Here is a 26,911-nt window from a genome sequence, read left to right on the forward strand (position 1 = left end):
ACGCGTGAAGATCCTCGTCCCCGGCAACGTCCCGTTCGACATCGTCCCCGACCTCGACGACCCGGCGGACGTCGCGGTCCCCTACGTCATGCGGGAGCCGATCCCCGACGAGCACCTCGACGCCGAGGCGCTCGTGACCTGGTCGACGCCGCCGCGCGTCCTCGAGGACGCCGCGCGGCGGCTGACGGGGCTGCGCTGGGTGCAGACCCTGTCGGCGGGCCCGGACGCCGCGCTGGGCGCCGGCTTCGCCCCGGACGTCGTCGTCTCCTCGGGGCGCGGGCTGCACGACTCGACGGTGGCCGAGCACGCCCTGGCGCTCGTGCTGGCCACGGTGCGCCGCCTCGACCGCTCGCTGGCCGCCCAGCGCGACCACGTCTGGGACCGGGCGCTCGGCAAGGAGCAGGCCTCGGCCGAGCAGGGGCGCACCTTCACGCTCGACGGCGCCCGGGTGACGATCTGGGGCTTCGGCTCGATCGGGCAGCGCCTCGCCCCGCTGCTGGCGGCGCTCGGCGCCCGGGTCACGGGCGTGGCCGGCACCGCCGGCGAGCGCGCCGGCTTCCCGGTGGTCGACGAGCCCGGCCTGCCCGAGCTGCTGCGGAGCACCGACGTGCTGGTGTCCGTGCTGCCCGCGACCGAGGAGACCAAGCACGCCCTCGACGCCGACCGGCTCGCGCTGCTGCCGCCGCACGCACGGTTCGTCAACGTGGGCCGCGGCGCCACGGTGGACGAGGCCGCGCTCGTCGACGCCCTCGCGAACGGCCGGCTGGCCGGGGCGGCGCTCGACGTCACGGAGACCGAGCCGCTGCCGGCCGAGTCCCCGCTGTGGGACGCCCCGAACGTCATCATCACGCCGCACGTGGCCGGCGGCCGCCCGCAGCAGGCCCAGCAGTTCCTCACCGAGCAGGTACGGGCATGGAAGGCCGGGGGCGCCGCGCGGCTGCGCAACGTCGTCGAGCGCTGACCCGGCCGCGTCAGGACCGGCCAGCCACCACCGGCCGCGTCACCACCGGCCGCGTCACCACCGGCCGTCGCGCGGGCGGCGCTGGCACACCGGGCAGGTGAACGCCGAGCGGTTCATGAACGCGTCGCGGCGCACGGGCGTGCCGCAGCGCGGGCACGGCTCCCCCTCGCGGCCGTAGACGGCGAGCGACCGGGAGAAGTAGCCCGACGCGCCGTTGACGTTCACGTACAGGGAGTCGAAGCTCGTGCCGCCCTGCACCAGCGCCTCGCGCATGACCTCCTCGGCGGCGTCGAGCGCGCGGCGCACGTCGCCCGGCCGCATCGCGTCCGTGGCGCGGGCGAAGTGCAGCCGCGCGCGCCACAGCGCCTCGTCGGCGTAGATGTTGCCGATGCCGGAGACCACCGTCTGGTCCAGCAGCGCGCGCTTGACCCCGGTGCGCCGGCGGCGGATCGCCGCCACGACCGCCTCGCGCCCGGGGGTGCCCGTCGCGAGGACGGGGTCGAGCAGGTCGCGCGCGATGTGGGCGACGGGCTCGGGGACGGCGGGCCGGTCGGTGCCCAGGCCGCCCGGCGCGCCGTCGGGCGTGGGCGCCAGGTCGACGACGGCGAGGTGGCCGAACGTGCGCTGGTCGACGAAGTCGAGGGCCGTGGCGCCCGACGGCGCGTCCTCGAGGTGCATCCGCACCCGCAGGTGCGGGTGCACCCACGGGTCGGCGCCGTCGCGCACGAGCAGCTGCCCGGACATGCCCAGGTGCGCCAGGAGCGCGGCGTCCTGCCCCACCGGCAGCCAGAGGAACTTGCCGCGCCGGGCGGCGGCGGCCAGGCGCCGGCCGCGCAGCTGGTCGGCGAACGCGGCCGGGCCGCCGTCGTGCCGGCGCACGCTGTAGTCGCGCAGCACCTCGACGTCGCGCACCCGGGCGCCCACGACGAGGCGGGCGAGCCCGTCGCGGACGGTCTCGACCTCGGGCAGCTCAGGCACGGGCGGGCGGCGTCCCGTCGGCGGGCTCGACGGGCAGCGCCTGCAGCGCGCGGTACGCCTGCTCGGCGGCGGCCTGCTCGGCGTGCTTCTTGGCGGTGCCCTGGCCGAGGCCCAGCACCGGGCCGGCCGTCACGGACGCGTGGAACACGCGGGCGTGCTCGGGCCCCTCGAAGGTCACCTCGTAGACCGGCGCGCCGAGGCCGCGCAGGGCCGCGGCCTCCTGCAGCGACGTCTTCCAGTCGAGGCCGGCGCCCAGCCCCGCGGCCGCGTCGAGCGTGGTGTCGACGAGGCGCAGCACCAGCTCGCGGGCGGTCTCGAGGCCGTGCGAGAGGTAGGTGGCGCCGATGAGCGCCTCGACGGTGTCCGACAGGATCGAGTCCTTGTCGAAGCCGCGCGTACGCGTCTCGCCCTTGCCGAGCAGCACGTACCGGCCCAGCTCGAGGCGGCGGGCGATGGCGGCGAGGGAGCGCTGCGAGACCGTCGCGGCGCGCATCTTCGCGAGCTCGCCCTCGGACAGGTCAGGGTGGCGACGGTAGAGCGCCTCGGTCACCACGAGCCCCAGCACGGTGTCGCCCAGGAACTCCAGGCGCTCGTTGGTGGGGATGCCGCCGGCCTCGTGCGCGAACGACCGGTGCGTCAGCGCAAGGACGAGAAGCTCGGGGTCCAGGTGGACCCCGAGCTTCTCGAGAAGAGCGGTCGGCGCCGGCATCGATGATGCAGCCGTGCCGTTCACGGGCATGTCAGCCCGCGTGCTCGGTGCGCAGCGCCTCGGCGTACTGACGCCCCTTGTACGTGCCGCAGGTCGGGCACGCAGCGTGGGACAGCTTCTGTCCCTTGCAGTTCGGGCACGTCGTGAGGGTCGCCGCGGTGGTCTTCCACTGCGAGCGACGCGCACGGGTGTTGCTGCGCGACATCTTGCGCTTGGGAACAGCCACGGCTAGCTCTCTTTCGTCTCGTCGGTCACGCTCGACTGCTCGAGCATGGCTTGCAACGCCGACCAACGGGGGTCGACGACGTCATGGTGGTGATCAGGGTCGTCCGCGAGCCGTGCACCGCACTCGGAGCACAGGCCAGGGCAGTCCGGCCGACACAGCGGTTGAAATGGTAGTGCAGTGACGACCGAATCCCGAACCGCGGGCTCGAGGTCGGCCAGATCCTCCTCGAGGACGTACTGCTCGTCCTCGTCGTCGCCCATGTCCTCGGCGGCGCGGGCGCGCTCCGGGTAGAGGAACAGCTCCTGCACCCGGACGGTGAGCTCCTCGCTGAGCGGCTCGAGGCAGCGCACGCACTCCCCCGCCGCGGTGCCCCGCACGACGCCGGTCACGAGGACGCCCTCCATGACCGACTCCAGGCGCACCCCGACCGTGAGGGCGGATCCCTCCGGGATGCCGATGACGGCGGTGCCGAGGTCGGCGGGCGCCTTGACGACGCGAGCGACCTCCGCCATCGTGCCGGGTCGCCGCGACAGCTCGTGCGTGTCGAGCACGAGCGGCGAACGGGGTTCGGTGCTCATGGCGGTCTCCGGGCAGGTCGAGGAGGGTTTCGGCAAAGGGGGTCGGCAGCCGGTCACGGATCTCTCCGGGACGCGGGCCAGCGCACCAGTCTAGGTCATCGGCCGGGAGCGGCCAACGCGCCGCCGGCGTGACGCCGACCACCCGGCACACGGCCGACCGGGCGGCCTCCCGGCCGCCCGACCTCAGTCGGTGGCGTCGCGGTCGCGGCGCAGGCGCTCCACCGGCTCGGGCTCGAGCCGCTCGGCGAGCTTCGCCCGCCCGGCCCGCACCTGGCCGACGAGCCCCTCGAGGTCCCGCTCGAAGTCGGCGAGCCGCCGGTCGCAGTAGTCGTCGGCGTCGGCGCGCAGCCGGGCGGCCTGCTGCTCGGCCTCCGCGACGATCTCGGCGGCGCGCGCCTTCGCCTGCGCGACCACCTGCTCGTGCTGCACCAGCTCCATCGCCCGCTGGCGCGCCTGCACGATGGTCTCCTCCGCCGAGCGGCGGGCCTCCTCGAGCTCCTCGGCGGCCTGGGCGTGCATCGTGTCCGCCTGCTCGATGGCGCCGGGCAGGCCGCCGCGCAGCTCGTCGACGAGCCCGAGGGCCTGGTCGCGGTCCACGCGCACGTCGGAGGACATCAGCAGCGGCCGCGCGTTCTCGATCAGCCCGGCGAGCTCCTCGAGCACGTCGAGCACGTCCGTCGGCGTCATGCCCTGCGCCGGCTGGTCCGAGGTGGTCCTGTTCTGGCTCATCGCTGCTCCTGCTGCTCTCGTGCTTGCCTCAGCGCCGCCGCCACGGCCGCGGCGGAGGCCGCCGGGACCAGGTCGGCGACGTCCCCGCCGAACCGCGCGACGTCCTTGACGAGGGACGACGCCACGTGGGCGTACGCGGGGTCACCCGTGACGAAGACGGTCTCCAGCCCGGTCAGGTGCCGGTTCATCAGCGCCATGGGCACCTCGTGGTCGTAGTCCGCCCCGCCGCGCAGGCCCTTGACCACCGCCACGGCGCCCAGCTCGCGGCAGAAGTCCACCAGCAGGCCGGGCACGAGCTCGACGCGCACGTCGACGGTCCCCGCGTCGGCGGCCAGGGCCGCGCGCGCGACCTCGACGCGCTGCGGCGGCGTGAGCAGGGCGTTCTTGCTGGCGTTGCTGGCGACCCCGACCACGACGACGTCGAACAGGCGGCGGGCGCGCCGCACGACGTCGAGGTGGCCGAGGGTGAACGGGTCGAAGGACCCGGGGCACACGGCGATGGTCACGCGGTCACGGTATGCCGCGGCGTCAGGCGGCGGGGGCATTTGGCTCGGCGTAGTGCACGGCGGTCTCGCCGTAGTCCTTGCGCGCCAGCGGCACGAGCCCGGCGGGCCACGCCGGCTCGGGGCTGCGGGTGGAGCGCTCGACGACGACGACGGCCTCCGGGGCGAGCACGCCCGGCGCGGCGAGGTGGCCGAGCACGGCCGCGAGCGCCTCCTCGGCCAGGTCGTACGGCGGGTCGAGGAAGACGAGGTCGAGCGGCAGGCCCGGCCCGGGTGCGGGCGGGGGCGCGGCGGGGGCGTCGTCCGCGCCGGCCGGGGACGCGCCGGCCGGGAGCGCGCTCGCGAGGGACGCGGCGTAGCGCACGGCGTCGTCGGCGACGACGCGCACGACGCCGGCGAGGCCGAGGGCGGCGACGTTGGCCCGTGCGACGTCGGCCGCGCGCCGCTGGGCGTCGACGAGCGTCACGCGGGCCGCGCCGCGGCTGGCCGCCTCGATGCCGAGGGCGCCGGAGCCGCAGTACAGGTCGAGCACCCGGCCGCCGTCCACGACGCCGTAGTGCTCCAGGCGGGAGAAGATCGCCTCGCGCACGCGCTCGCTCGTGGGCCGGGTGCCCTTCGCCGGCACCCGCAGGGTGCGCCCGCCGACGGTCCCGGCCACGATCCGCGTCATGCGCGCGAGCCTAGGTTCGCGCCGGTCGGGCTGTCGAAACGGCGGGCTGTCGCTCCGGGGACCCCGTGGGCCGCCGGGACCGCCGCGCGTCACGCCCGCTCGAGGAACTCCTCCTTCTCCGGGTCGAGCTGCGCGGCGATGGCCGCGGCGAGCAGCGGGTGGCCGGACAGGCCGGGGTCGGCGTCGACGAGCGCGACGGCCGCCCGGCGGGCCTCCTCGATGAGGTCGGCGTCCTTGACCACCCGCAGCAGGCGCAGCGAGCTGGTGCGCCCGGACTGCGCGGCGCCGAGCACGTCGCCCTCGTTGCGCAGCTCGAGGTCGAGCTGGGCGAGCCGGAAGCCGTCGGTGGTCTCCGCGAGCGCCTCGACGCGCGCGGCGGCCGGCGTGCCGGGCTGCGCGGTGGACACCAGCAGGCACAGCCCCGGGGCCGACCCGCGGCCCACGCGGCCGCGCAGCTGGTGCAGCTGGGACAGGCCGAAGCGGTCGGCGTCGAACACCACCATCGCGGTGGCCTCGGGCACGTCGACGCCCACCTCGATCACCGTCGTCGAGACCAGCACCTGGCTGGCGCCCGAGGCGAACGCCGCCATGGCCGCGTCCTTCTCCGCCGGCGGCATCTGGCCGTGCAGCACGCCGACCTCCAGCCCCGCGAGCGCCGGCGTCGCCCGCAGCGCGTCGGCCACCTCCAGCACGGCCCGCAGCGGCGGACGCTCCTCGGCGTCGCCGTCGAGGAACTCCGGCACCTCGTCGTCGAACTCGGCCGCCTTGGCCTTGCCGGTGGCGTCGTCCTCCTCGTCCGGGTGGATGCGCGCGCAGACCACGTACGCCCGGTGCCCGGCGTCGACCTCCTCGCGCACCCGCTGCCAGGTGCGCTCCATCCAGCGCGGGTTGTCGGCGGGCACCACGTGCGTGCGGATGCCGGCGCGCTGGGCGGGCACCTCGGTCAGCGACGAGACCTCGAGGTCGCCGAACACGGTCATGGCGACGGTGCGCGGGATCGGGGTGGCCGTCATGACCAGCAGGTGCGGCGCGACCCGCCCCTTGGCGCGCAGGGCGTCGCGCTGCTCGACGCCGAAGCGGTGCTGCTCGTCCACCACGACCAGCCCGAGGTCGGCGAACTGCACGTGCTCCGACAGCAGGGCGTGCGTGCCGACGACGATGCCGGCCTCGCCGCTCGCCGCCTGCAGCAGCGCCGTCTTGCGGGCGGCGGCGGGCAGGGAGCCGGTCAGGAGCGCGACGCGCGTGCCGTCCTCGGCCCCGCCGAGCAGGCCGCCCTCGGCGAGCGGGCCGAGCAGCGCCCGCAGCGTGCGGGCGTGCTGGGCGGCGAGCACCTCGGTGGGCGCGAGCAGGGCGGCCTGGCCGCCCGCGTCGACCACCTGCAGCATGGCGCGCAGCGCCACGACGGTCTTGCCGGAGCCGACGTCGCCCTGCAGCAGGCGCTGCATCGGCCGCGGGCGGGCCAGGTCGTCCGCGATGTCGGTGCCGACGGCGCGCTGGCCCGCGGTGAGCGTGAAGGGCAGCGACGCGTCGAACCGCGCCAGGATGCCCGGGTCGTCCGCGGGCCGCGGCGGCCGGGCGGTGGCGTCCTCCTGCGCGGCGGCGGCCCGCCGCTGCGCCAGCGCGGCCTGCAGCACGAAGGCCTCCTCGTACCGCAGCCGGTGCTGCCCGGCCCGCCAGTCGGCCGCGGTGGCCGGGGCGTGCACCCGGCGCAGGGCCTCCAGGCGGCTCGGCAGCCCGGCGCTCGCGCGGACCTCGGCGGGGACCGGGTCCGGCACGTCGTCCTCGGTGAGCGGGTCGAGCACGGTGCGCACCGCCCGCTGCAGCCGCCACGTGGGCACCGCGGCCGTGGCGGGGTAGATCGGCATCGGCTTGCTCGCCTCGTCGAGCGCGGCGTCGGCGTCCTCGACGTCGCCGCCGACCAGCACGTAGTCCGGGTGCGTCAGCTGCCGCTCGCCGCGGTAGGCGCTCACGGTGCCGGAGAAGACGCCGGTGCGGCCCGGCACGAGCTTGGCCTCGTGCCCGCGCAGCGCGCCGGCGTGCCGGGCGAAGAACGTCAGCGCCAGCCGCTGCCGGCCGTCCGTGACCACCACCTGCAGCAGCACGCCGCCGCGGTTGCGCATGGGCCGCACCGTCGCCTCGGCGACGCGGGCGAGCACCGAGACGTGCTCGCCGAGCGCGAGCTGCGCCATGTCCGTGAGCTGGCCCGGCTCGGCGTAGCGGCGCGGATAGTGGCGCAGCAGGTCGTCGGCGGTGACCAGGCCCATCTTCTCCAGCGCCGCGCCGCTGCGGGTCCCCAGCAGCCGGGTGAGCTTCTCCTCCAGCCGGCCCGTCACGCGCCCGCCTCCTCCTCGCCGTGCCCTGCGTCGTTCCCGACGCCGTCCTCGACCCCGCCCTCGACGCCGCCCTCGACCGCGATCGTGACGCCGCCGCCGGGCCGCCCGGTGGGCAGCACCACGACCTCCGCCCCCGCCGTCGCCGCCTCCGCCGCCGCGGCCAGCGCCCCGGCGACCGCCTCCGGCAGGTCCGCGTCCGTCAGGACCGTGACCACCGCGGCCGGCCCCGCGCCCAGCAGGCGGGCGAGCGCGTCCTCGGCGCCCGCGGCGTCGGCGGTCGCGACCCGCAGCCCGGCCAGGGAGCGCCGCACGACCGCGGCCGGGTCGGCCAGGTCGGCCGCCCCGGCGAGCGTCGCCACGCCGACGGCGACGTGGGCGTCGGTGGGCGCGGGCACGACCACGACGCCGGCCGCACCGGCACCGTCGGGGCCGTCGCCGTCCGCACCGGCACCGTCGGGGCCGTCGCCGTCCGTCCGGCGCGCCACGGCCGCGCGGACCGCGTCGGCGTCCACGCCGGCCGGCAGCACGAGCACGGGGCTGCCGGTCCCGAGCGCCGCCAGGGCGACGTCGTCGGGCGTCACGGGGCCGCCCTGGGGCAGCAGCACGACGGCGCCGCCGCGCGCGAGCTCGGCGGCGAGCGCCGGGGCGCCGGTCACGGCCACCACGCCCCAGCCCTCCTCGGGCACCGCGAGGTGCCGCACGTGGGCCGGGTCGACGTGCCCGTGGCGCGCCCACTCGCGGGCCACGGCCAGCGCCGCGTCGAGGTCCGTGGTGTGCACGTGCGCCTGCCAGACGGAGTCCTCGTCCTCGCCGGCCCCGCCGACCACCACGACCGACCCGCCGACCCGGTCGAGGTCCGCGCGCAGCGCCCGGGCCACCTCCCCCTCGGCGAACTCCCGCGCGCCCGCGGCGCGGCGCAGCACGAACATCACCTCGAGCTCGTCGGCGTCGGCGTGCCCGTGCTCGTGCTCGTGCCCGTGGCCGTGCTCGTGTCCGTGCTCGTGGCCGGGCGCGTGCGCGCCGCCGGGCAGGCCCGGGGCGCCGGGGTCCGGCGCGTGCCCGGCGAGCTCCAGGCCCAGCGTCACGGGAGCCGGCGCCCGGACCGTGGTGGGGGTCACGACAGGGATCATCGCGGTCGCCACCGACACCGCGGCGCCGGCGGGCGCGGCGGAGGCGGCCCGGTGGGCGACCGCCAGCGCGTCGAGCACCAGCACCAGCCCGCACGCGCCGGCGTCGAGCACGCCGGCGCGGGCCAGCGGCGCCAGGGTGGCGACGCTCGAGGACGCCGCCTCGCGCGCCCCGCGCACCGCCGCCGCCAGGACGTCGTCGGTCGCCGCGCCCGGGGCGGCCGCCGCGTGCCGGGCCGCCGCGGCGGCGACGTCGGCGGCGGTGAGGATCGTGCCGGGCTCGGGGTGCGCGACGGCGGCGCGGGCGGTCCGCGCGGCGCGGTCGAGGCCCACGGCGAGCGCGTCGCCGTGCGTGGCCGCGGCGGCCAGGCCGCGCAGCCACTCGCTGAGGATGACGCCCGAGTTCCCGCGCGCGCCGAGCAGCGCGCCCCGGGCCAGCCGGCGCAGCAGCGCGGGGCCGCCGGCGCCGGCGTCCGCGCCGGCCAGCGCGCGGGCGCCCTCGCGCAGCGTCAGGTGCAGGTTCGTGCCGGTGTCGCCGTCGGCCACGGGGAAGACGTTGACGCGGTCGATGGCGGTACGCTCGCGCGCCAGGGCACCGACCGCGAGGGAGGCCCAGGCGCGCACGACGGCCCCACGGAGCTCGTCGGTCACGCGCGCCTCCTCGTCCCCGTGCGGATCTCGCCCGGGCTGACGTCCACGGTAGCGGCGCGGACGGGGTGACCGGCCCCACGTTGGAGACCGTCCCGGGCGTCGGCTATCCTGTCGTGGTTGCCCGGTCACGATCGGGCCCCCGACCTTTCCACCACCACGTCGACGCTGCCCCGCAGCGGACGTGCACGACACATCAGGAGACACCGTGGCTGCCAACTGCGACGTCTGCGGCAAGGGCCCGGGCTTCGGGCACAGCATCTCGCACTCCCACATCCGCACCAAGCGCCGCTGGAACCCGAACATCCAGCGCGTGCGTGCCGTGGTCGCGGGCACCCCGAAGCGCGTCAACGTGTGCACCTCGTGCCTCAAGGCCGGCAAGGTCACGCGCCAGGCGTGAGCCCGCTGCGCTGACGGGTCCGCCCGCAGCACTGCCTCAGATCTTCACGGAGCCCGCTGGGACACGTCCCGGCGGGCTCCGTCGCGTCCCGGCACCGCCCGACTGCCAAGAGTTCGTGAAGGGTTCACCAATACCGCTTGGTCGGCAGCCCTGCAGGTGGCACGCTAAGCCCATGACGGTGGATCTCGACGGCGTGACCATCCGGCCCGCCAAGACGTCTGACGCCCAGGCCATCGCCCAGGTGGACGTCACCTCGTGGCGCAGCGCCTACTCCAGCATCCTGCCGGAGGCCTTCCTCGAGGGCCTCGACCCGGCCGTGCGCGCGAAGCGGTGGCAGACCGCGATCGCCGAGAGCGACGGCTCGCGCCCGGGCGGGGCCCGCGTGCTCGTGGCCGAGTCCGGGGACCGCACCGTCGGCTTCGCCAGCTTCGGCCCCTCGCTCGACGAGGACGCCGACGCCGGCACGCAGGAGCTGTACGCCATGTACCTGGAGCCGGGCGCCTGGGGCCGCGGCGTGGCGCGCGAGCTCATGCGCACCGTGCTGGCCGACCTGCCGCCCCGCACCCCGATGACCCTGTGGGTGCTCGCCGACAACGAGCGCGCGCAGCACTTCTACCGGCGGCACGGCTTCCAGGCCGACGGGATCGAGCGCATCGACGAGCTCGGCGGCACCCCCGTCACCGAGGTGCGCTACCGCCGCGGCTGAGCGCCCGGGGACGGCGACGGGTCGACAGCGCGCCGGGCACGGGCCACCCTGTGGCTCATCGGTGCCGACGGCACCGCCTTCCGTCAGGAGGAGCGCCATGCGGTACGTCGTCCTGGTCCACTCGCACCCCAAGCCCTGGGGCCATCCCACGATCGACCTCACGCCCGAGGGCCGCGCCCGTCCCGCGGCCGAGCGTGCGGAGAGCGCCGCCGCGTTCGACGCCTTCCTCGCCGACCTGTCCGCCCGCGGGGAGCTGGTCGCGGCCGAGGCGCTCGCCGACCCCGCGACCTCGACGGTGCTGCGCTGGTCCGACCGGGGCGTCCTCGCGACGGAGGGCCCGTACGCCGAGGCGGACGAGCACCTCGCCGGGTTCTTCCTCGTCGACGTCGCCACCCGTGCCCGCGCCGAGGAGGTCGCCCGCGGCTTCGCCGGGCCCGGTGACGCGGTCGAGCTGCGGCCGGCCTACGACTGGGACGCCTGACACGCCGGAGGGGTCGGTCGACGCCCGGCGGCTCAGCCGCCGAAGTGGTCCCAGCCGGGGCCGACGTCGGGCGTCGCCCCGTCGAGGGTGACCCCGGGCCGCGCGCCGTCGGCCGCCCGCACGTGCCCGACGGCGCGGAAGCCCGCGGGCAGGGCCGCGTCCGCCGGGAAGGTCGCGAGCAGCCCGTGGTCCTCCCCGCCGCCGAGCACCCAGCCGAGGGCCGTGCCGTCGTCCGCACCGAGGGCCGCGGCCGCCGGGGCGAGCGCGGCGACGTCCGGCGCGAGCAGATCGCCGTCCAGGTCGACGACGACGCCGCTCGCCGCCGCGACGCGCCCGGCGTCGCGCAGCAGGCCGTCCGAGACGTCGAGCATCGCCGTCGCCCCGCCGTCCGCCGCGGCCGGGCCGGACCCCAGCGGCGGCCGCGGGCGCAGGTAACCGGCGACGAACGGGGCCAGCGGGCCGTCGGCCCCCAGGGCGCCGTCGGCGGGCGCCGCGACGCCCGCGACCAGCAGCGCGAGGCCGGCGGCCGAGAAGCCCCGCACGCCGGCGTGGGCGACGACGTCGCCCGGCCGGGCGCCGGAGCGCCGCACGGGCGCCCGCCCGCCGAGGTCGCCGTGCACGGTCACCGCGACCACCACGGCGTCGGCGCCGGACAGGTCGCCGCCGACGACGGCAGCCCCCGCGGGCGCGCACGCGTCGGCGAGGCCGCGCGCGAGCCCCTCGACCCACGCGACCGCGAGGTCGCCGGGCACGGCCAGCGAGACGACGAGCGCCGTCGGCCGGGCGCCCATCGCGGCCACGTCGGCGAGGTTCTGCGCCGCGGCCCGCGCGCCGACGTCGTACCCCGTCGACCAGCGGCGGCGGAAGTGGCGGTCCTCGACGAGCACGTCCGTGGAGACGACGAACCGGCCGTCCGGGGCCGCGACGACCGCGGCGTCGTCGCCGGGACCGAGCAGCGTGGCGGCGCCCGCGGGCAGCAGCGGGAAGATCCGCGCGAGCAGCGCGGACTCGTCGAGGTCGGCCACGCGCAGCGGGTCGGGGGACGTCACGGGGAGACCCTACGGGGCGTCGCCGGGAGGCAGCCCACCCGGGGCGGGAGGGCGGCGCCGGCGCGGGTACCGTGGTCGGGTGCTCCGCCGCCCGTCCGTCACCGCCTCCGTCACCGCCTCCGTCACCGCCCGGCCCCGCCCCGCTCGGCCCCGCCCCGCCCGGGCCGTCCCCGCCGCGCTCGCCCTCGCCTCCGTCGCCGCCCTGGCGGCCTGCGCGCCGACGATCGGCGTGCCCGCCGCGGAGGACGCGGCCGACCCGAAGTGCGCCGAGGTGATGCTGACCCTGCCCGACGAGCTGGGCGGCGACCTGCCGCAGCTGAGCACCGACTCGCAGGCCACCACGGCGTGGGGCAGCGCGGGCGCCGCCGTGACGCTGCGCTGCGGGGTCACCCCGCCGGGGCCGTCGGCCGACTGCCAGCACGTCGAGTCGCCCACGGGCACCGTGGACTGGATCGTCCAGGCCGGCGAGGACGGCACGTGGCGCTTCGTCACCTACGGCCGCGAGCCCGCCGTCGAGGTGCTGGTGCCGCCGGCCGTCACCGAGGACCACTCGACGTCGTTCATCGGCGACCTGGCCCCGGCCGTGTCGAAGGTCGAGGCCACCGCGCAGTGCTCGTGACCCGCAGTGCTCGTGACCCGCGGCTACGGCAGCAGCGAGTCGCCGAGCGGGCCGGGGTTCTGGGCGACCTCCCACCGGAACCCGTCGGGGTCGGCGAAGTAGCCGGAGTAGCCGCCCCACTCGCGCTCGACGGCCTCCCCCACGCGCGGCGACCCGGCGCGCCGGGCGAGGGCCAGCACGGCGTCGACCTCCTCGCGGCTGGCGACGTTGTGCGCCAGCGTGAGCGGCGCCGCGCCCGCCCCGGAGACCTCGCCGATCTCGGCGGCGGCCGCGGTGGCGTCCCACAGGGACAGCAGCACCTTCTCGCCCACGCGGAACATGGCCACGTCGGCGCCGACGAAGGCGGGCTCCCAGCCGAGCCCGTCGGCGTAGAAGCGGCGGGCGGCCTCGACGTCCGCGACGACGAGGGTCACGAGGCTCAGTCGTTGGTCCATGCCGCCACCGTGCCAGCCGCCGCCGACGCGGCGCCGGCGAGCCGGCGACGGGTCGGCGCAGGACGGCTCGGCGCAGGCCGGGTCAGCGCAGGCCGGTGGGGCGCTCCAGCGCGAGCTGGATGAGCTCGTCGACCAGCTCGGGGTAGGCCAGGCCCGACGCCGCCCACATGCGCGGGTACATCGAGAACGGCGTGAACCCCGGCATGGTGTTGATCTCGTTGACGACCACCTGCTCGTCGGGCGTGACGAACACGTCCACCCGCGACAGGCCCTCGGCGCCGACCGCCTCGAACGTGCGCACCGCGAGGCGGCGCACCTCCGCGATGACGTGCTCGGGCAGGTCCGCCGGGCAGCGCAGGTCCACGTGCGCCTCGTCGAGGTACTTGGCCTCGAAGTCGTAGAACGCGTGCGTGGCGTGGTCGACGACGATCTCGCCGGGCAGCGACGCCCGCGGCGGCTGCCCGTCCCGGCCGCCGAGCACGGCGCACTCGACCTCGCGGCCCTCGATGCCCGCCTCGACGATCACCTTGGGGTCGTGCCGGCGGGCCTCCTCGACGGCGGCGGGCAGGTCGGCCAGGTCGTCGACGCGGGTGATGCCGAGCGACGAGCCGGCGCGGGCCGGCTTGACGAACACGGGCAGGCCGAGGGTCTCGACGGCGCCGAGGCACGCCGGGCGGCGGTGGTCCCAGTCCTGCGGCCGGATCACCGTGTACGGGCCCACGGGCAGGCCCTGGCCGGCGAGCACCAGCTTCATGAAGTGCTTGTCCATGCCGACGGCGGAGGCGAGCACGCCGGCCCCGACGTAGTGCACGTCGGCCAGCTCGAGCAGGCCCTGCAGCGTGCCGTCCTCGCCGAACGGGCCGTGCAGCAGCGGGAAGACGACGTCGACCTGGCCGAGCACGTCCGGCACCCGGCCGGGCTCCAGCACGCGCAGCGTGCGCTCCCCCGACGTCAGCGACAGCACGACCTCGCCGCCCGAGCCCGCCGTGACCTCGGGCAGCCGGCCGGCGGTGATGTCCCAGCGCTCCGGCTCGTCGGCCGCCACGACCCAGCGACCGTCGCGCGTGATGCCCACCGGCACGACGTCGTACTTCTCGCGGTCGATGGCGCGCAGCACGCCGGCGGCCGTGGCCGCGGAGACGGCGTGCTCGCCGGAGCGGCCGCCGAACAGCAGCGCGACGCGGGTCTTGCGGGTGCCGGCCGGGGCGTCGACGGCAGGCGCGGCGGGCGCGGCGGCGGTCGGGTCGGCGGTGGGGGTGGCGGGCGCGGGGGCGGCGCCGGCGGGCGGCGTCGGGGCGGTCTCGGACATCGCGCCGACCCTACCGGACCGCCGCGGCGCCCCGGGGTCCGCGAGCGGGGTCCGGGTGGTAGGAAAGGTCCCATGGCCGCCGAACCGTTCGTGGGCACCGCCACGCTGCCCTCCCGCACCCTCCTCGACGACGACCTGCTCGCCACGGTCCGCGGCCGCGCGGCGGCCTACGACCGCGAGAACGCGTTCTTCGCCGACGACCTCGCCGACCTGCGGGCGGCCGGGTACCTCGGCGCGCTGGTGCCGGCCGAGCTGGGCGGCGCGGGGCTCGGGCTGCGCGAGACGGCGCACGAGCAGGCGCGCCTGGCGGGCGCGGCCCCGGCGACGGCGCTGGCGGTCAACATGCACCACGTGTGGGTCGGCGTCGCCCGCTACCTGCACGACCGCGGCGACGCGTCGATGGACTGGCTGCTCGAGGAGGCGGCGGCCGGCGAGGTGTTCGGCTTCGGCTACTCCGAGGCGGGCAACGACCTGGTGCTGCTGGGCGCGCGCACCGAGGCCCGGCCCGACGGCGCGGGCGGCTACACCTTCCACGGCCGCAAGATCTTCACCTCCAACTCCCCCGGCTGGACCCGGCTGGGCGTCATGGGGCTGGACTCGGCCACCGACCCGGACAACCCGGTGATCGTGCACGCCTTCGTCACCCGCGACGGCGGCGGGTTCGAGATCCTCGACGACTGGGACACGATCGGCATGCGCGCCTCCCAGTCGCGCACCACGGTGCTCGACGGCGCCCACGCGCCCGCCGACCGGGTGATGCGCCGGATCGCCCCGGGGCCGTCGCTCGACCCGTACGTGCTGGGCATCTTCACGTCGTTCGAGGTGCTGCTGGCGTCGGTGTACGCCGGCATCGCCGACCGGGCGCTCGAGCTCGCCGTCGAGACGGTGGGCCGGCGCACGTCGATGAAGACCGGCAAGGCCTACGCGCAGGACCCGGACATCCGGCGGCGCCTCGCCTCGGCCGCCCTGGCCCAGGACGGGATCTGGCCGCAGATCGACCAGGTGGCCGCGCAGCTCGACGCGGGCGTCGACCGCGGCGCCGGGTACTTCCGCGCCACGGCCGGCGTCAAGGTCCGCGCCACCGAGACCGCCCGCTACGTCGTCGACGAGGCGATCCGCGCCTCGGGCGGGTCGAGCTACTTCAACCGCTCCGAGCTCGGCCGGCTCTACCGGGACGTGCTCGCGGGGATCTTCCACCCGTCCGACGACGAGTCGGCGCACTCCACGGTCGCGCAGTCGCTGCTGGGGCCGCTCGAGGCCTGAGCCGGCGAGACGCCCCGCCGGTGCGGCGTCGTACCCTGCCGCCATGCCCGAGATGTCCTTCGAGTCCCTCGCCCCGGCCACGATCGCCGTCACCGCCGGGCGGCCGCCGCGGGTGCAGGGCGGCCCGGTCAACGCCCCGATCGTGCTCAGCTCCACCTACGTGTCGCAGGGCGCGCCCGGCGAGGAGCTGCTCTACACGCGCTCGGGCACCGAGACCTGGCAGGACTTCGAGGCGGCGCTCGCGGCCCTCGAGGGCGCCGCCCGCCCGGCGATCGTCATGGGGTCCGGCATGGCGGCCGTCGCCGCCGCGCTGGCGGCCGTGCCGCACGGCGGCGTGCTCGTGGTGCCCCGCCACGCCTACCAGGTGAGCCTCGGGTTCGCCGACGACCTGGCCGCCAACCGCGCCGTCGAGGTGCGCCGCGTCGACATCGCCGACACCGACCAGGTGGTGGCGGCGCTCGACGGCGCCGACGTCGCGCTGCTGGAGTCGCCCACCAACCCGATGCTCGAGGTCGCCGACCTGCCGGCGCTGATCGCCGCGGCCAAGGAGCGCGGCGTGCGCACCGTCGTCGACAACACCTTCGCCACCCCGCTGGTGCAGCGGCCGCTGGAGCTCGGCGCCGACGTGGTGCTGCACTCGGTGACCAAGTACCTGGCCGGCCACTCCGACGTCGTCATGGGCGCCCTGCTCACGAACGACCCGGCCATCGAGGCCGAGCTGCGCGGGTACCGCACGCTGCACGGCGCCATCGCCGGCCCGATGGAGGTGTGGCTGGCGCTGCGCGGCCTGCGCACCCTGCACCTGCGGGTCGAGCGCGCCCAGGCCAACGCCGCCGAGCTGGCCCGCCGCCTCGCCGACCACCCGGCCGTCGCGGAGGTGCGCCACCCGTCGCTGCCGTCCGACCCCGGCCACGACCGCGCCACGCGCCTCATGGGCGGCTACGGCGCGATCATCGGGCTGCGGCCCGTCGGCGGCGCCGCGGCGGCCGACGCCGTCGTCGCCGCGCTGCGCCTGTGGGTCCCGGCCACCAGCCTGGGCGGCGTGGAGTCGACGCTCGAGCGCCGCCGCCGCTTCGCGACCGAGTCGGTCACGGTGCCCGAGGACCTGCTGCGGATGTCGGTGGGCGTCGAGGACGTCGAGGACCTCTGGGCGGACCTCGACCGGGCGCTGCGCGCCGCGACCGCCTGAGGTCAGGCGCCCTCGGCCTTCTGCGGGCGCGCCAGGAGCGTCGGGCCGAGCTCGGCGATGGGCAGCGTGCCCTCGACGACGGCGACCACGCCCGCGGTGATGGGCATCTCCACGCCGTGGCGCGAGGCGAGGTCGAGCACCGACTGGGAGGACTTCACGCCCTCGGCGGTGCCGCCCGTGGCGGCCACGGCCTGCTCCAGGCTCAGCCCCTGGCCCAGGTGCCGCCCCAGGGTGTGGTTGCGGCTCAGCGGCGAGGCGCAGGTCGCCACGAGGTCGCCCATGCCGGCCAGGCCGGAGAACGTCTCGGGCTCCGCCCCCAGCGCCTGGCCCAGGCGGGTGATCTCCACCAGGCCGCGCGTGATGAGGCTCGCGGTGGTGTTCCACCCGAAGCCGAGCCCCTGGGCCATCCCGACGGCCAGGGCGATGACGTTCTTCACCGCGCCGCACAGCTCGACGCCGACGACGTCGGGGTTGGTGTACGGGCGGAAGTAGCTCGTCGTGCAGGCGGACGCCACGAGCCGCGCCGTCGCCTCGGACGTCGACGCGACGACGGTGGCGGTGGGCTGCTCGTGGGCGATCTCGCGGGCGAGGTTGGGCCCGGACACGACGGCGACGCGCTCGTCCGGCACGCCGAGCGTCTCGGCCACCACCTGGCTCATGCGGCGGTCGGTGGAGAGCTCGACGCCCTTCATGAGCGACACCACGACGGCGTCGGGCTCGACGAGGTCGCGCACGCCGTCGAGCACGCCGCGGGCCACCTGCGACGGCACGGCGACGACGACGACGCGCGCGCCGGCGAGGGCGGCCGCGGCGTCCGTGGTGCCGGTCAGGCGCGCGGGCAGCTCGACGTCGGGCAGGTACCGGCTGTGGCGGTGCCGCTCGGTGACCTCCCGCGCCGCCTCGGGGTCGCGGCCCCACAGGCGCACCTCGCACCCGGCGTCGGCGAGCACCTTGGCGAACGTGGTGCCCCACGAGCCGGAGCCGAGGACGGCGGCGACCAGCGGCTGCGCCGCAGGGTCCGTGGTGGGGTCCGTGGTGGGCTCGGTGGCCGACGCGGTCACGGGCGCTCCACGGGCGGGTAGACGGTGCGCCTCGCGGCGTACTCGGGGTGCTTGCGCAGGTCGAAGCGCGCCGCGGGGGCAGGCTCGCCGCGCAGCCCGGCCAGGAGCTCGGTGATGGCGTCCATGACGCGGCTGGTGGCCTCGCGCAGCGTCGCGGAGTCCATCGGCCGGTCGTAGAGGTCGGACAGGTCCACCGGCGGGCCGGCGACCACCTGCACCCGCTTGCGCGGGAAGGGCCGCAGCATGCGCCCGTACCGGGGCAGCGCCGCGGTCGCGCCCCACTGCGCGATCGGCACCACCGGCATCCTCGTGGCCAGCGCGATGCGGGCCAGGCCGGTCTTGCCCTCCATGGGCCACAGGTCGGGGTCCCGGGTGATGGTGCCCTCGGGGAAGATCGCCACGCACGCCCCGGCGCCGAGCTGCTCGCGGGCGTTCTCGAGCGAGCGGCCCGCGTCGGCGGTGCCGCGGTCCACGGGGATCATGTTGGTGGCCCGCAGCACCCAGCCGACGACCGGCGCGGTGAACAGGCCCCGCTTGGCGAGGATGCGCGGCTCGTACCCGTGGTCGAACAGGTAGTGGGCGAACGTCAGCGCGTCGAGCTCGGTGGCGTGGTTCGCCGCGGCGATGAACCCGCCCTGGGCCGGCAGGTTGCGCCCGCCGGACCACTCGTAGCGGAAGATCGCGAACAGCAGGGTGCGGACGAGCCACGCGACGGCGCGGAACGCTCGGGACTCGGGGCGGGCGACAGGCACCCGAAGAGAGTACCCGCGACGACGACGGCGCCCCCGGCCGGGTGGCCGGGGGCGCCGTCGTCGGTGCCGAGCGGGTGCCGCCGTCGGGCGGCCCCCGTCGCGGGTCGGTCGCGGGATCAGTCGCGGGAGACGTCCGCGCCCAGGGCGACCAGCTTCTCCTGGAAGTTCTCGTAGCCGCGGTCGATGAGGCTGATGCCGCGCACCGTGGAGGTGCCCTTGGCGGCGAGCGCCGCGATGAGGTGCGAGAACCCGCCGCGCAGGTCCGGCACCTCGATGTCCGCCGCGGACAGCGGCGTCGGGCCGGAGATCACGGCGGAGTGGTGGAAGTTGCGCTGGCCGAAGCGGCAGTCGCCGCCGCCCAGGCACTCCTTGTAGACCTGGATCGTCGCGCCCATCTGGCGCAGCGCCTCGGTGAAGCCGAACCGGTTCTCGTAGACCGTCTCGTGCACGATCGACAGGCCGGTAGCCTGGGTCAGCGCGACGACGAGCGGCTGCTGCCAGTCGGTCATGAAGCCGGGGTGGACGTCGGTCTCCAGCACGATGGACCGCAGGTCGCCGCCCGGGTGCCAGAACCGGATGCCGTCGTCCTGGACGTCGAAGTTGCCGCCGACCTTCCGGAAGGTGTTGAGGAAGGTCATCATCTCCGGCTGGGTGGCGCCCTTGACGGTGATGTCGCCGCCGGTGGCCAGCGCCGCCGAGGCCCAGGAGGCGGCCTCGATGCGGTCGCCGAGCGCCGTGTGCGTGTAGCCCTCGAGCCGGTCGACGCCCTCGATGCGGATCACGCGGTCGGTGTCGACGGAGATGATCGCGCCCATCTTCTGCAGGACGGCGATGAGGTCCATGATCTCCGGCTCGGTGGCCGCGTTGGACAGCTCCGTGATGCCCTCGGCGCGCACGGCCGTCAGCAGCAGCTGCTCGGTGGCGCCGACCGACGGGTACGGCAGGGCGATCTTGGTGCCCTGCAGGCGGCGCGGGGCGCGCAGGTGGATGCCGTTGGGTCGCTTGTCCACCACGGCGCCGAACTGGCGCAGGATGTCGAGGTGGTAGTTGATGGGCCGGTCGCCGATGCGGCAGCCGCCCAGGTCGGGGATGAAGGCCTCCCCCAGGCGGTGCAGCAGCGGGCCGCAGAACAGGATCGGGATGCGGCTGGAGCCGGCGTGCGCGTCGATGTCCGCCATGTGCGCCGACTCGACGTTGGAGGGGTCGAGATCGAGGATCCCGGCGTCCGGGTCGGACTTCACCGTCACGCCGTGCAGCTCGAGCAGGCCGGTGACCACGCCGACGTCGCGGATCTGCGGGACGTTGCGCAGCACGCTGGCGGTCTCGCCGAGGAGCGAGGCGACCATCGCCTTGGAGACGAAGTTCTTGGCCCCTCGCACGGTGATCGTGCCCTCGAGGGGGTTACCGCCGTTCACGTACAGCAAGTCGTTCATGTGCTCGTCGTCGTCCTGTCGTCGAGGTCTTCGTCCGGGGCAAGGTCGGTGCGGTCGGTCGCACTCCGTGCGCCCTGGACCGCCGCTGATCCTCCCCCCGCGAGTTCGCCGGTGCCAACACGCCGACCGGGCCGTTCGTTCCCGTTCACCACACCTTCACGCCGCCTCCGTCGCGACGCTCGCCGACACGCCGCAGCCCTTCACCACCACCCCGCGCGGACCTGCGGCGCGCCGGGTCACGCGCGTGACGCACGAGCACCGTCAGCGGCTGTGCGATGCCGCACAGCGCCGGGGACGGTGTCAACGCCCGTCCACATCGCGGACACAGACATCCGCCATGCGGACGGCCGGGCTAGCCTCGCCCGCATGTCCACCCCTGCTGCCACGAGTGCCGGCGCCGCCGTCGTCGACGCACCGGCCGCCGAGAACTCGCGCGGTCGTGTCGTCGTCGCGAGCCTCATCGGCACCTCCATCGAGTTCTACGACTTCTACGCGTACGCCACGGCGGCCGTCCTCGTCTTCCCGACGCTCTTCTTCGCCACGCAGAGCGACGCGACGGCGCTGCTGAGCTCGTTCGCCGTCTTCGGCGTCGCCTTCGTCGCGCGCCCGGTCGGGTCGATCCTCTTCGGCCACTTCGGCGACCGCGTCGGGCGCAAGGCGACCCTCGTGGCGTCCCTGCTCGTCATGGGTGTCGCGACGTTCCTCATCGGCCTCATCCCGCCCGCCTCGACGCCGGGCTGGGCCATCCTGGCGCCCGCCGCGCTGGTGCTGTGCCGCTTCTGCCAGGGCCTGGGCCTCGGCGGCGAGTGGAGCGGCGCCGCCCTCCTGGCCACGGAGAACGCGCCGGCCGGCAAGCGCGCCGTCTGGGGCACGTTCCCGCAGCTGGGCGCCCCGATCGGCTTCATCCTGGCCAACACGGTCTTCATCGCCCTGGCCGGCACGCTGTCCGAGGACCAGTTCCTGTCGTGGGGCTGGCGCGTGCCGTTCCTGGCCTCGGCCGTGCTGGTGATCGTGGGCCTGTGGGTGCGCCTCAAGCTCATCGAGACCCCGGCCTTCCGCAAGGTCCAGGAGGACAACGCCGTCGTCGCCGTCCCGGTCGCCCACGTCTTCCGCTCGAGCTGGCGCAAGATCGTCTCCGGCACGTTCATCATGCTGGCCACGTACGTGCTCTTCTACCTGATGACCACGTTCACGCTGACGTACGGCACCACGGCGTCCGACGCGACGCCGGCGGGCCTCGGCTACGAGCGCACCGACTTCCTGTGGATGCTGATCATCGGCGTCGTGTTCTTCGGCATCTTCACCGTGGTCTCCGGCCCGATGGCCGAGCGCTTCGGCCGCCGCAAGCACCTGCTGGGCGTCACCGCCGCCATCATCGTGTTCGGCGCGCTGTTCGCCCCGCTGTTCTCCGGCGGCACCGTGGGCGTCATGGCGGTGCTCGTGCTCGGCTTCACGCTCATGGGCCTGACGTTCGGCCCGATGGCGGCGATCCTGCCCGAGCTGTTCCCGTCGAACGTGCGCTACACCGGCTCGGCCGTGGCGTACAACCTGTCGTCGATCCTCGGCGCCGCGGTGGCCCCGTTCATCGCCGTGTGGCTCTGGACGCTGGCCGACGGGTCGACCTGGCTGGTGGGCGTCTACCTCGCCGTGATGGCGGTGCTGACCCTGGTCGCGCTGCTCATCGAGCGCGAGACCAAGGACGTCGACTACCACAGCCACGCGGGGTCCTGACCTCCCCGCCCGTGCTCGCCGAGGGCCGGCCGTCTCTGCGGAGGCGGCCGGCCCTCCGGTGTTTTCCGGGGAGCGCCCCGGCGCGACGAACCCTGACGCGATCCAGGCTGCGCGTGCGAGCGCCGCCGCGGCTGTCGAGCCTGGGGCCATGACGCAGAGCAGCGGAAGCCCCGAGAACACCCCGGATCTCGAGACCACCCCGGACCTCGACCCGCGCAGCGCCGCGCAGGCCTCCCCCGGCGGCGGGCGCCCCGTCGCCCTCGTCACCGGCTCGGAGTCCGGCATCGGCCGCGCCAGCGCCGTCGCGCTGGCCGCCGCCGGGTTCGACCTGGGCCTGTGCTGGTACGCCGACGAGGACGAGGCCGAAGCGACCGCGCGGGAGGTCGAGGCGCAGGGCGCGCGCGCCGAGCTGCGCCACCTCGACGTCACCGACCTGCCGTCGCTCGGCCCCGCCGTGGACGACCTGGCCGAGCGGCTCGGGCGGGTCGACGCCCTCGTCAACGTGGCCGGCACCGGCACGTCCACGCCGTTCCTCGAGCTGGACTACCCGGCCTGGCGCACGGTCATCGGGACCGACCTGGACGGGCCGTTCGTGCTCATGCAGGCGGCCGCGAGGCGGATGGTCGCCGCCGGGCGCGGCGGGCGGATCGTCAACATCACCAGCGTGCACGAGCACCTGCCGAAGGTGGGCGCCGCCCCGTACTGCGCCGCCAAGGGCGGCCTCGGCCTGCTGACGCAGACGGCGGCGCTGGAGCTCGGCGAGCACGGCATCACCGTCAACGCCGTCGCCCCCGGCGAGATCGCCACCCCGATGACCGGCCAGGAGGACGAGGACCCGCACGGCAACGCCCGCCCCGGCGTGCCGCTGGGCCGCCCCGGCGACGCGCGGGAGATCGCCTCCGTGGTCGCGCTCCTCTGCGGCCCCGAGTCGTCCTACGTCACGGGGGCCTCGTGGGTCGTCGACGGCGGCATGACGAGGATGGGCCCCATGGCGGGGTCGAGCCTGACGTCGGACGACTGGCGTCGGCCCTGACGCGCGGGCCCGTCACCCCGCCGCGGCCGCCGCGAGCGCCGGCGCGCCCCGGCGGGCGGCGACGTGGCGGGCCACGTACCGCGCGTCCCTGCCCGCGCCGAGCACGAGCATCGACGCGAAGGCGTACTGGAACACCAGGCCGGTGAAGTACAGGCCAGGCACGTCCTCGACCACGCCTCGGCGGTGCCGCGGGTAGCCGTCCTCGTCCAGCGGCGCCGGCTCGACCCACCGGAAGTCCTCCCGGAACCCGGTGCACCACAGCACGGTGCGCACGTCGGCCAGCACCCGGCCGTCGGCGAGGAGGGGCCGGCCGTCGCGGACGCCGACGGTGCGGGCTTCGACGAGCTCCACGCCCGCCGCGGCGAGGTCCCGGCGCTTGACGCGGATGAGCGGTGCCGCGCCGCCGCGGCGCACGGCCGCGGCCGCCCGGCGTCCGACCGGCGTACGCAGCGTGAGCACGTGCAGGAAGACCGTCGGGATGACGAGGTAGGCCAGCTCCGCCGAGGGCCGGCCCAGCGTGAACGGCACCTCGCCGTGCACGCGCCCGGAGAGGTACGTCGGGTGCGTGGCGGCGGCCTCGAGCGCCAGGTCTGCGCCGGAGTGCGAGGCGCCGACGACGAGGACCGGCCCGTCCTGGAGCTGGCCGGGGTTGCGGTACCCCGCGGAGTGGACCTGCACGATGCCCGGGTCGAGGTCCGCCGCGAAGGCCGGGACGGAGGGCCGCTGGTGCCCGCCCGTGGCCACGACGACCTGCTCGGCGTCCACGGCTCCCCCGTCCGCCGTCGAGACGCGGAAGCCGCCGCCGTCGCGGGCCGTGACGCGCTCCGCGTGCACGCCCGTGCGCACGGGCAGGTCCATGGCGGCGGCGTACGCCTCGAGGAAGTCGCCCATCTCGGCGCCCGTGGGGTAGCTGTTGCGGGGCGCCGGGAAAGCCATCCCGGGCAGGCCTGTGCCGCGCGCGGGCGAGAACAGCCGCAGCGAGTCGTACCGCTCTCGCCACACGTCCCCCACCCGTCGCCGCGCCTCGAGCACCAGCGTCGGCACGCCCAGCCGGCGCAGGTGGTAGGCGGTGGACAGGCCGGCCTGGCCGGCGCCGACGACGAGGGTCTCGACCTGCTCGCTCATGACTGTCCCTCCTGGCTCCCGGGCGGGAGCCGCCACCCACGACGCTAAACACCGGGGCGGGCGGGGACGTCGGACGACCGACCCATCTGCGCGCGGGCGGCATGGGTACTTCTGCGCACGCCGGCGGGGCGGGTCGCGGCGGCGGGCTCACACGAGGTGGTGCTCGTAGGCGTACGCCGTCGCGGCGGCACGGGAGGACAGGTCGAGCTTGGCGAAGATGTTGCTGAGGTGGCGGGCGACGGTCTTCTCGCTGAGGAACAGCTCGGCGGCGACGGCGCGGTTCGTCCGCCCCGTCGCCACGAGGCGGAGCACCTCGACCTCCCGCGGGGTCAGCCCGCCCGGCGCGACGGGCCGGCGCCGGCGGAGCGCCTCCACCCGGGCCAGGTCGTGGCGGGCGCCGAGCTCGCCGAACGCCCACAGGGCCGCGTCGAGCTCGAGCTGGGCGGCGTCCTCGTCACCGAGCGCGCGGTAGGCGCGGCCCGTCGCGGCCCGCACCCGGGCCGCGTCGTACGGCATGCCGAGCTCCTGCCAGCCGCCCCAGGCCCGGCGCAGCACCCCCAGCGCCTCGGCGGGCCGCCCCTGCGCCAGCAGCACGGCGCCGTCGGCCGCGGCGGCCGCCGCCGCCAACCAGGCGACCCCGCGGCGCCCCGCCGCCGCGACGAGCTCGTCCGCCGCCGCCCGCGCACCGGCCACGTCGCCCGCGGCCAGCAGGACGTCGACGGCGGCGGGCAGCACCGCGGACCGCTCGGCGGCGTGCTCCGTGTCGGCGAGGACCCTCCGGACGGCGCTCGCCGCGTCGTCCGCGCGGCCCTGGTCGAGCCGCAGCAGCGCCAGCCCGGGCTGGGGCCGCCACCCGTGCTGGTTCGCGCGCAGGTACGCCTCCTCCGCCTCCGCCGTCCGGCCCAGGAGCCGGAGCACCTCGGCCTGCTGGTACAGCGCGCGGCCGACCTCCGGCTGGCCGGGCGGGTCGGACAGGCGCGCGACGGCCCGCTCGCACTCCTCCAGGGCGTCGAGCCAGTCCCCGCGCACGAGCATGACGTGCGCCCGGTTGACCAGGCACTCGCCGCGGAACGGCACGAGGTCCGGCTGCTCCTCGCACCACCGGGTCAGCGCCGCCGTCCACTCACGCGCCCGGGGCAGGTCGAACGTCGCGCGGCACACGCCGATCACCGCGCAGTAGACGATGCCGGACGGGATCTCCGAGACCTGGCCGGCGGTGACGTCGACCATCACCTCGTCGAGGATCGCGGCGCCGGCGGCACCCTCGCCGACGAGCATCCGGGTCCCGCCGACGCCGAGGCGCGCCAGCGCGAGCAGGTCGCGGTCGCGGCACCGGCGCCCGACCTCCAGCGCGGCGTCGAATCCCTCGAGCGCCTCGGCATACCGCGCCGCGCGCATGGCCGCGAGCGCCGGCGGGACCCGCAGGTACCCGTGCACGGCGCTCTCGGCCGGCGCGTCGGCCGCCGCCCGTGCGGCGCGGGCGAGCCAGCCGCCGCCCTGGACGGCCCGGCCGTGCCCGACGAGCACCATCCCGGCCCAGAACGCGCACCGGGCCGCCGCCTCCCCGTCGCCCGCCTCGAGGTGGGCGAGGTGGGCGCGGCCGAACAGGTCGCTGCCCTCGAGGTCGCGGCCGAGCAGCACGGCTGCCGTGGCGAACCGCACGAGGTCGTCGGCGCCCACGCCGCCCGCCCGGTCCGCCGCGGCCAGGCGCGCGTACGCCTCCGCCCACCGCCGCCGCGCGAAGGACGTCCGCGCCTCGCCGAGCAGGTCCACGCTCATGCCGCTCCCGCGGGCCAGGCCGCCGGTACGGCGCAGCCCGTCACTGTGGACGCTACTCCGGCGAGCCGGGCATGGACCGCCCCGCAGCGGTGTTGCACAGTCATGGACGATCCGCTGGACACCTACTCCCGGGTGGTGACCTCCGTGGCGGCGGCGCTGCAGCCGTCCGTGCTGTCGGTGCTCGTCCGCAGCCGCCGCGGCGAGGGCGCCGGGTCGGCCGTCGCGTTCACCGACGACGGGCTGCTGCTCACCAGCGCGCACGTCGTCGAGGGGGTCGAGGGCGGCGGCGTCGTCACCGCCGACGGCGAGGAGGCGCCGTTCGAGGTGCTGGGCGCCGACCGGCTGTCCGAGCTGGCCGTGCTGCGCACCCGCGGCAGGGTCGCGCCGCCCGCACGGCTCGGCGACGCCGACCACCTGCGCGTCGGGCAGCTCGTCGTCGCCGTCGGCAACCCGCTGGGCTTCGCCGGCTCCGTGACCGCCGGGGTGGTCAGCGCGCTCGGCCGGTCCCTGCCGGTGCGCACCTCGCTCGGCGCGCACGCCATCGACGACGTCATCCAGACCGACGCCGCGCTGAACCCTGGCAACAGCGGCGGGGCGCTCGCGGACGCCACCGCCACCGTCGTGGGCGTCAACACCGCCGTCGCCGGCATCGGCCTGGGACTCGCCGTCCCGGTCAACACCACGACGCGGCGCATCCTCACCGAGCTGGCGAGCGTCGGGCGGGTGCGCCGGGCCTGGCTGGGCATCGCGGGGGCGGCCATGCCGGTCCCGCCGCGGCTGGCCGAGCGGCTCGGGCGCCGCACCGGTCTGCGCGTCGCCGAGGTGGTGCGCGGCAGCCCCGCCGCGAGCGCCGGCATCTTCATCGGCGACATCGTCATCGCCTCGGGCGACGTCCCGATCCGCAGCCCCCAGGACCTGCAGCGCCTCATGCTCGGCACCGCGGTGGGCAAGCCGTTCTCGGTCACCGTCTACCGGCGCGGGGCCCTCGTCGACGTGGTCGCGACGCTCGCCGAGCTGGTGACGTAGGGCCCTGTCAGGGCCGCGCAGAGACGTAGGGGGCATACCGCCCGGCACCGTCTGAGCGA

At 76.4% G+C, this 26,911-nt stretch carries 27 protein-coding genes; 10 read left to right on the top strand and 17 right to left on the bottom strand.

The annotated features are described in order from the left end of the window. Window positions 1-4: 4 nt before the first annotated feature. Window positions 5-961: a phosphoglycerate dehydrogenase gene (locus tag U5M74_RS13340; RefSeq protein WP_410909426.1), complete on the top strand. Its 957-nt coding sequence runs from the start codon at window positions 5-7 to the stop codon at window positions 959-961. A gap of 54 nt (window positions 962-1,015) precedes the next feature. Here U5M74_RS13340 and mutM read toward each other — a convergent pair whose 3' ends face one another. The 9 genes from mutM to U5M74_RS13385 all read right to left on the bottom strand — a co-directional run bounded on the left by mutM (window position 1,016) and on the right by U5M74_RS13385 (window position 9,465). Continuing rightward, on the bottom strand, window positions 1,016-1,939 hold the full coding sequence (mutM, locus tag U5M74_RS13345; RefSeq protein WP_410909427.1) for a bifunctional DNA-formamidopyrimidine glycosylase/DNA-(apurinic or apyrimidinic site) lyase: 924 nt from the start codon (window positions 1,937-1,939) through the stop codon (window positions 1,016-1,018). After that, window positions 1,932-2,648 (bottom strand): ribonuclease III, encoded by a 717-nt coding sequence (gene rnc, locus U5M74_RS13350; protein WP_410909428.1) that lies wholly within the window; start codon window positions 2,646-2,648, stop codon window positions 1,932-1,934. The genes mutM and rnc overlap by 8 nt, the downstream gene beginning before the upstream one ends. 31 nt (window positions 2,649-2,679) lie before the next feature. Further along, entirely contained in the window at window positions 2,680-2,874 is a 195-nt protein-coding gene (gene rpmF, locus U5M74_RS13355; RefSeq protein WP_069984441.1) for a 50S ribosomal protein L32, read from the bottom strand. A gap of 2 nt (window positions 2,875-2,876) precedes the next feature. Continuing rightward, window positions 2,877-3,452: a YceD family protein gene (locus U5M74_RS13360; protein ID WP_410909429.1), complete on the bottom strand. Its 576-nt coding sequence runs from the start codon at window positions 3,450-3,452 to the stop codon at window positions 2,877-2,879. A 183-nt stretch (window positions 3,453-3,635) separates the two neighbouring features. After that, window positions 3,636-4,181, bottom strand: a complete 546-nt coding sequence (locus U5M74_RS13365; protein WP_410909430.1) for a hypothetical protein — start codon at window positions 4,179-4,181, stop codon at window positions 3,636-3,638. After that, window positions 4,178-4,687, bottom strand: a complete 510-nt coding sequence (gene coaD / locus U5M74_RS13370; protein ID WP_410909431.1) for a pantetheine-phosphate adenylyltransferase — start codon at window positions 4,685-4,687, stop codon at window positions 4,178-4,180. The genes U5M74_RS13365 and coaD overlap by 4 nt, the downstream gene beginning before the upstream one ends. Window positions 4,688-4,709: 22 nt before the next feature. Then, the gene (locus U5M74_RS13375; protein WP_410909432.1) at window positions 4,710-5,354 is read right to left on the bottom strand and encodes an RsmD family RNA methyltransferase; all 645 of its coding nucleotides are present in this window, start codon (window positions 5,352-5,354) and stop codon (window positions 4,710-4,712) included. An 89-nt stretch (window positions 5,355-5,443) separates the two neighbouring features. Further along, window positions 5,444-7,687 (bottom strand): ATP-dependent DNA helicase RecG, encoded by a 2,244-nt coding sequence (locus U5M74_RS13380; protein ID WP_410909433.1) that lies wholly within the window; start codon window positions 7,685-7,687, stop codon window positions 5,444-5,446. Then, a complete protein-coding gene (locus tag U5M74_RS13385; protein ID WP_410909434.1) occupies window positions 7,684-9,465 on the bottom strand; it encodes a DAK2 domain-containing protein in 1,782 nt (593 codons plus the stop codon). The genes U5M74_RS13380 and U5M74_RS13385 overlap by 4 nt, the downstream gene beginning before the upstream one ends. Window positions 9,466-9,670: 205 nt before the next feature. On the opposite strand from U5M74_RS13385, the gene rpmB reads away from it, so the two are divergent. The 3 genes from rpmB to U5M74_RS13400 all read left to right on the top strand — a co-directional run bounded on the left by rpmB (window position 9,671) and on the right by U5M74_RS13400 (window position 11,049). Beyond that, window positions 9,671-9,862 carry a 50S ribosomal protein L28 gene (gene rpmB / locus U5M74_RS13390; protein ID WP_069984843.1) on the top strand — a complete coding sequence of 64 codons (192 nt, stop codon included), beginning with the start codon at window positions 9,671-9,673 and terminating at the stop codon, window positions 9,860-9,862. Window positions 9,863-10,034: 172 nt separating this feature from the next. After that, a complete protein-coding gene (locus U5M74_RS13395) occupies window positions 10,035-10,568 on the top strand; it encodes a GNAT family N-acetyltransferase (protein ID WP_410909435.1) in 534 nt (177 codons plus the stop codon). Between the two features lie 97 nt (window positions 10,569-10,665). Continuing rightward, window positions 10,666-11,049, top strand: a complete 384-nt coding sequence (locus U5M74_RS13400) for a YciI family protein (protein ID WP_410909436.1) — start codon at window positions 10,666-10,668, stop codon at window positions 11,047-11,049. Window positions 11,050-11,081: 32 nt separating this feature from the next. Here U5M74_RS13400 and U5M74_RS13405 read toward each other — a convergent pair whose 3' ends face one another. Continuing rightward, entirely contained in the window at window positions 11,082-12,098 is a 1,017-nt protein-coding gene (locus U5M74_RS13405; protein WP_410909437.1) for a thiamine-phosphate kinase, read from the bottom strand. A gap of 79 nt (window positions 12,099-12,177) precedes the next feature. Between U5M74_RS13405 and U5M74_RS13410 the strand changes: the two genes are divergently transcribed. Further along, a complete protein-coding gene (locus U5M74_RS13410; RefSeq protein ID WP_410909438.1) occupies window positions 12,178-12,717 on the top strand; it encodes a DUF3515 family protein in 540 nt (179 codons plus the stop codon). A gap of 23 nt (window positions 12,718-12,740) precedes the next feature. Here U5M74_RS13410 and U5M74_RS13415 read toward each other — a convergent pair whose 3' ends face one another. Together U5M74_RS13415 and U5M74_RS13420 are read right to left on the bottom strand one after the other, a co-directional pair. Beyond that, on the bottom strand, window positions 12,741-13,151 hold the full coding sequence (locus tag U5M74_RS13415; protein WP_410909439.1) for a VOC family protein: 411 nt from the start codon (window positions 13,149-13,151) through the stop codon (window positions 12,741-12,743). Between the two features lie 82 nt (window positions 13,152-13,233). Further along, complete coding sequence (locus U5M74_RS13420) at window positions 13,234-14,460, bottom strand: D-alanine--D-alanine ligase family protein (protein ID WP_410909440.1); 1,227 nt, start codon at window positions 14,458-14,460, stop codon at window positions 13,234-13,236. Between the two features lie 72 nt (window positions 14,461-14,532). Between U5M74_RS13420 and U5M74_RS13425 the strand changes: the two genes are divergently transcribed. Together U5M74_RS13425 and U5M74_RS13430 are read left to right on the top strand one after the other, a co-directional pair. Further along, window positions 14,533-15,723: an acyl-CoA dehydrogenase family protein gene (locus U5M74_RS13425; RefSeq protein WP_410909441.1), complete on the top strand. Its 1,191-nt coding sequence runs from the start codon at window positions 14,533-14,535 to the stop codon at window positions 15,721-15,723. Between the two features lie 43 nt (window positions 15,724-15,766). Next, complete coding sequence (locus U5M74_RS13430; protein WP_410909442.1) at window positions 15,767-16,912, top strand: trans-sulfuration enzyme family protein; 1,146 nt, start codon at window positions 15,767-15,769, stop codon at window positions 16,910-16,912. A gap of 2 nt (window positions 16,913-16,914) precedes the next feature. Here U5M74_RS13430 and U5M74_RS13435 read toward each other — a convergent pair whose 3' ends face one another. The 3 genes from U5M74_RS13435 to murA form a co-directional block, all read right to left on the bottom strand. Further along, complete coding sequence (locus U5M74_RS13435) at window positions 16,915-17,913, bottom strand: NAD(P)H-dependent glycerol-3-phosphate dehydrogenase (RefSeq protein WP_410909467.1); 999 nt, start codon at window positions 17,911-17,913, stop codon at window positions 16,915-16,917. A gap of 56 nt (window positions 17,914-17,969) precedes the next feature. Continuing rightward, entirely contained in the window at window positions 17,970-18,725 is a 756-nt protein-coding gene (locus U5M74_RS13440; RefSeq protein WP_410909443.1) for a lysophospholipid acyltransferase family protein, read from the bottom strand. A 116-nt stretch (window positions 18,726-18,841) separates the two neighbouring features. Next, window positions 18,842-20,158, bottom strand: coding sequence for a UDP-N-acetylglucosamine 1-carboxyvinyltransferase (gene murA / locus U5M74_RS13445; protein ID WP_069984213.1), 1,317 nt, complete (start codon window positions 20,156-20,158; stop codon window positions 18,842-18,844). 366 nt (window positions 20,159-20,524) lie between these two features. Between murA and U5M74_RS13450 the strand changes: the two genes are divergently transcribed. Then, window positions 20,525-21,889 (top strand): MFS transporter, encoded by a 1,365-nt coding sequence (locus U5M74_RS13450; RefSeq protein ID WP_410909444.1) that lies wholly within the window; start codon window positions 20,525-20,527, stop codon window positions 21,887-21,889. A gap of 148 nt (window positions 21,890-22,037) precedes the next feature. Next, window positions 22,038-22,922: an SDR family oxidoreductase gene (locus tag U5M74_RS13455; protein WP_410909445.1), complete on the top strand. Its 885-nt coding sequence runs from the start codon at window positions 22,038-22,040 to the stop codon at window positions 22,920-22,922. 12 nt (window positions 22,923-22,934) lie between these two features. Here the strand turns inward: U5M74_RS13455 and U5M74_RS13460 are convergent, their stop codons facing one another. Next, entirely contained in the window at window positions 22,935-24,047 is a 1,113-nt protein-coding gene (locus tag U5M74_RS13460) for a flavin-containing monooxygenase (RefSeq protein ID WP_410909446.1), read from the bottom strand. Window positions 24,048-24,194: 147 nt separating this feature from the next. Beyond that, complete coding sequence (locus tag U5M74_RS13465; RefSeq protein WP_410909447.1) at window positions 24,195-25,826, bottom strand: LuxR C-terminal-related transcriptional regulator; 1,632 nt, start codon at window positions 25,824-25,826, stop codon at window positions 24,195-24,197. Between the two features lie 102 nt (window positions 25,827-25,928). Between U5M74_RS13465 and U5M74_RS13470 the strand changes: the two genes are divergently transcribed. Next, the gene (locus U5M74_RS13470; protein WP_410909448.1) at window positions 25,929-26,852 is read left to right on the top strand and encodes a S1C family serine protease; all 924 of its coding nucleotides are present in this window, start codon (window positions 25,929-25,931) and stop codon (window positions 26,850-26,852) included. The last annotated feature ends 59 nt before the right edge of the window (window positions 26,853-26,911 follow it).

Origin of the sequence: Puerhibacterium sp. TATVAM-FAB25 (genome assembly GCF_046535855.1) — a bacterium.
GTDB lineage: Bacteria > Actinomycetota > Actinomycetes > Actinomycetales > Cellulomonadaceae > Puerhibacterium > Puerhibacterium variabilis_A.

Coding starts and splice junctions, on each gene's coding strand:
- U5M74_RS13415 (WP_410909439.1), bottom strand. CDS start 13,151: ATGGACCAACGACTGAGCCTCGTGACCCTCGTCGTCGCGGACGTCGAG.
- U5M74_RS13455 (WP_410909445.1), top strand. CDS start 22,038: ATGACGCAGAGCAGCGGAAGCCCCGAGAACACCCCGGATCTCGAGACC.
- U5M74_RS13420 (WP_410909440.1), bottom strand. CDS start 14,460: ATGTCCGAGACCGCCCCGACGCCGCCCGCCGGCGCCGCCCCCGCGCCC.
- U5M74_RS13365 (WP_410909430.1), bottom strand. CDS start 4,181: ATGAGCCAGAACAGGACCACCTCGGACCAGCCGGCGCAGGGCATGACG.
- U5M74_RS13430 (WP_410909442.1), top strand. CDS start 15,767: ATGCCCGAGATGTCCTTCGAGTCCCTCGCCCCGGCCACGATCGCCGTC.
- U5M74_RS13425 (WP_410909441.1), top strand. CDS start 14,533: ATGGCCGCCGAACCGTTCGTGGGCACCGCCACGCTGCCCTCCCGCACC.
- U5M74_RS13400 (WP_410909436.1), top strand. CDS start 10,666: ATGCGGTACGTCGTCCTGGTCCACTCGCACCCCAAGCCCTGGGGCCAT.
- U5M74_RS13465 (WP_410909447.1), bottom strand. CDS start 25,826: ATGAGCGTGGACCTGCTCGGCGAGGCGCGGACGTCCTTCGCGCGGCGG.
- U5M74_RS13450 (WP_410909444.1), top strand. CDS start 20,525: ATGTCCACCCCTGCTGCCACGAGTGCCGGCGCCGCCGTCGTCGACGCA.
- murA (WP_069984213.1), bottom strand. CDS start 20,158: ATGAACGACTTGCTGTACGTGAACGGCGGTAACCCCCTCGAGGGCACG.
- U5M74_RS13460 (WP_410909446.1), bottom strand. CDS start 24,047: ATGAGCGAGCAGGTCGAGACCCTCGTCGTCGGCGCCGGCCAGGCCGGC.
- U5M74_RS13360 (WP_410909429.1), bottom strand. CDS start 3,452: ATGAGCACCGAACCCCGTTCGCCGCTCGTGCTCGACACGCACGAGCTG.
- rnc (WP_410909428.1), bottom strand. CDS start 2,648: ATGCCGGCGCCGACCGCTCTTCTCGAGAAGCTCGGGGTCCACCTGGAC.
- U5M74_RS13470 (WP_410909448.1), top strand. CDS start 25,929: ATGGACGATCCGCTGGACACCTACTCCCGGGTGGTGACCTCCGTGGCG.
- U5M74_RS13375 (WP_410909432.1), bottom strand. CDS start 5,354: ATGACGCGGATCGTGGCCGGGACCGTCGGCGGGCGCACCCTGCGGGTG.
- U5M74_RS13395 (WP_410909435.1), top strand. CDS start 10,035: ATGACGGTGGATCTCGACGGCGTGACCATCCGGCCCGCCAAGACGTCT.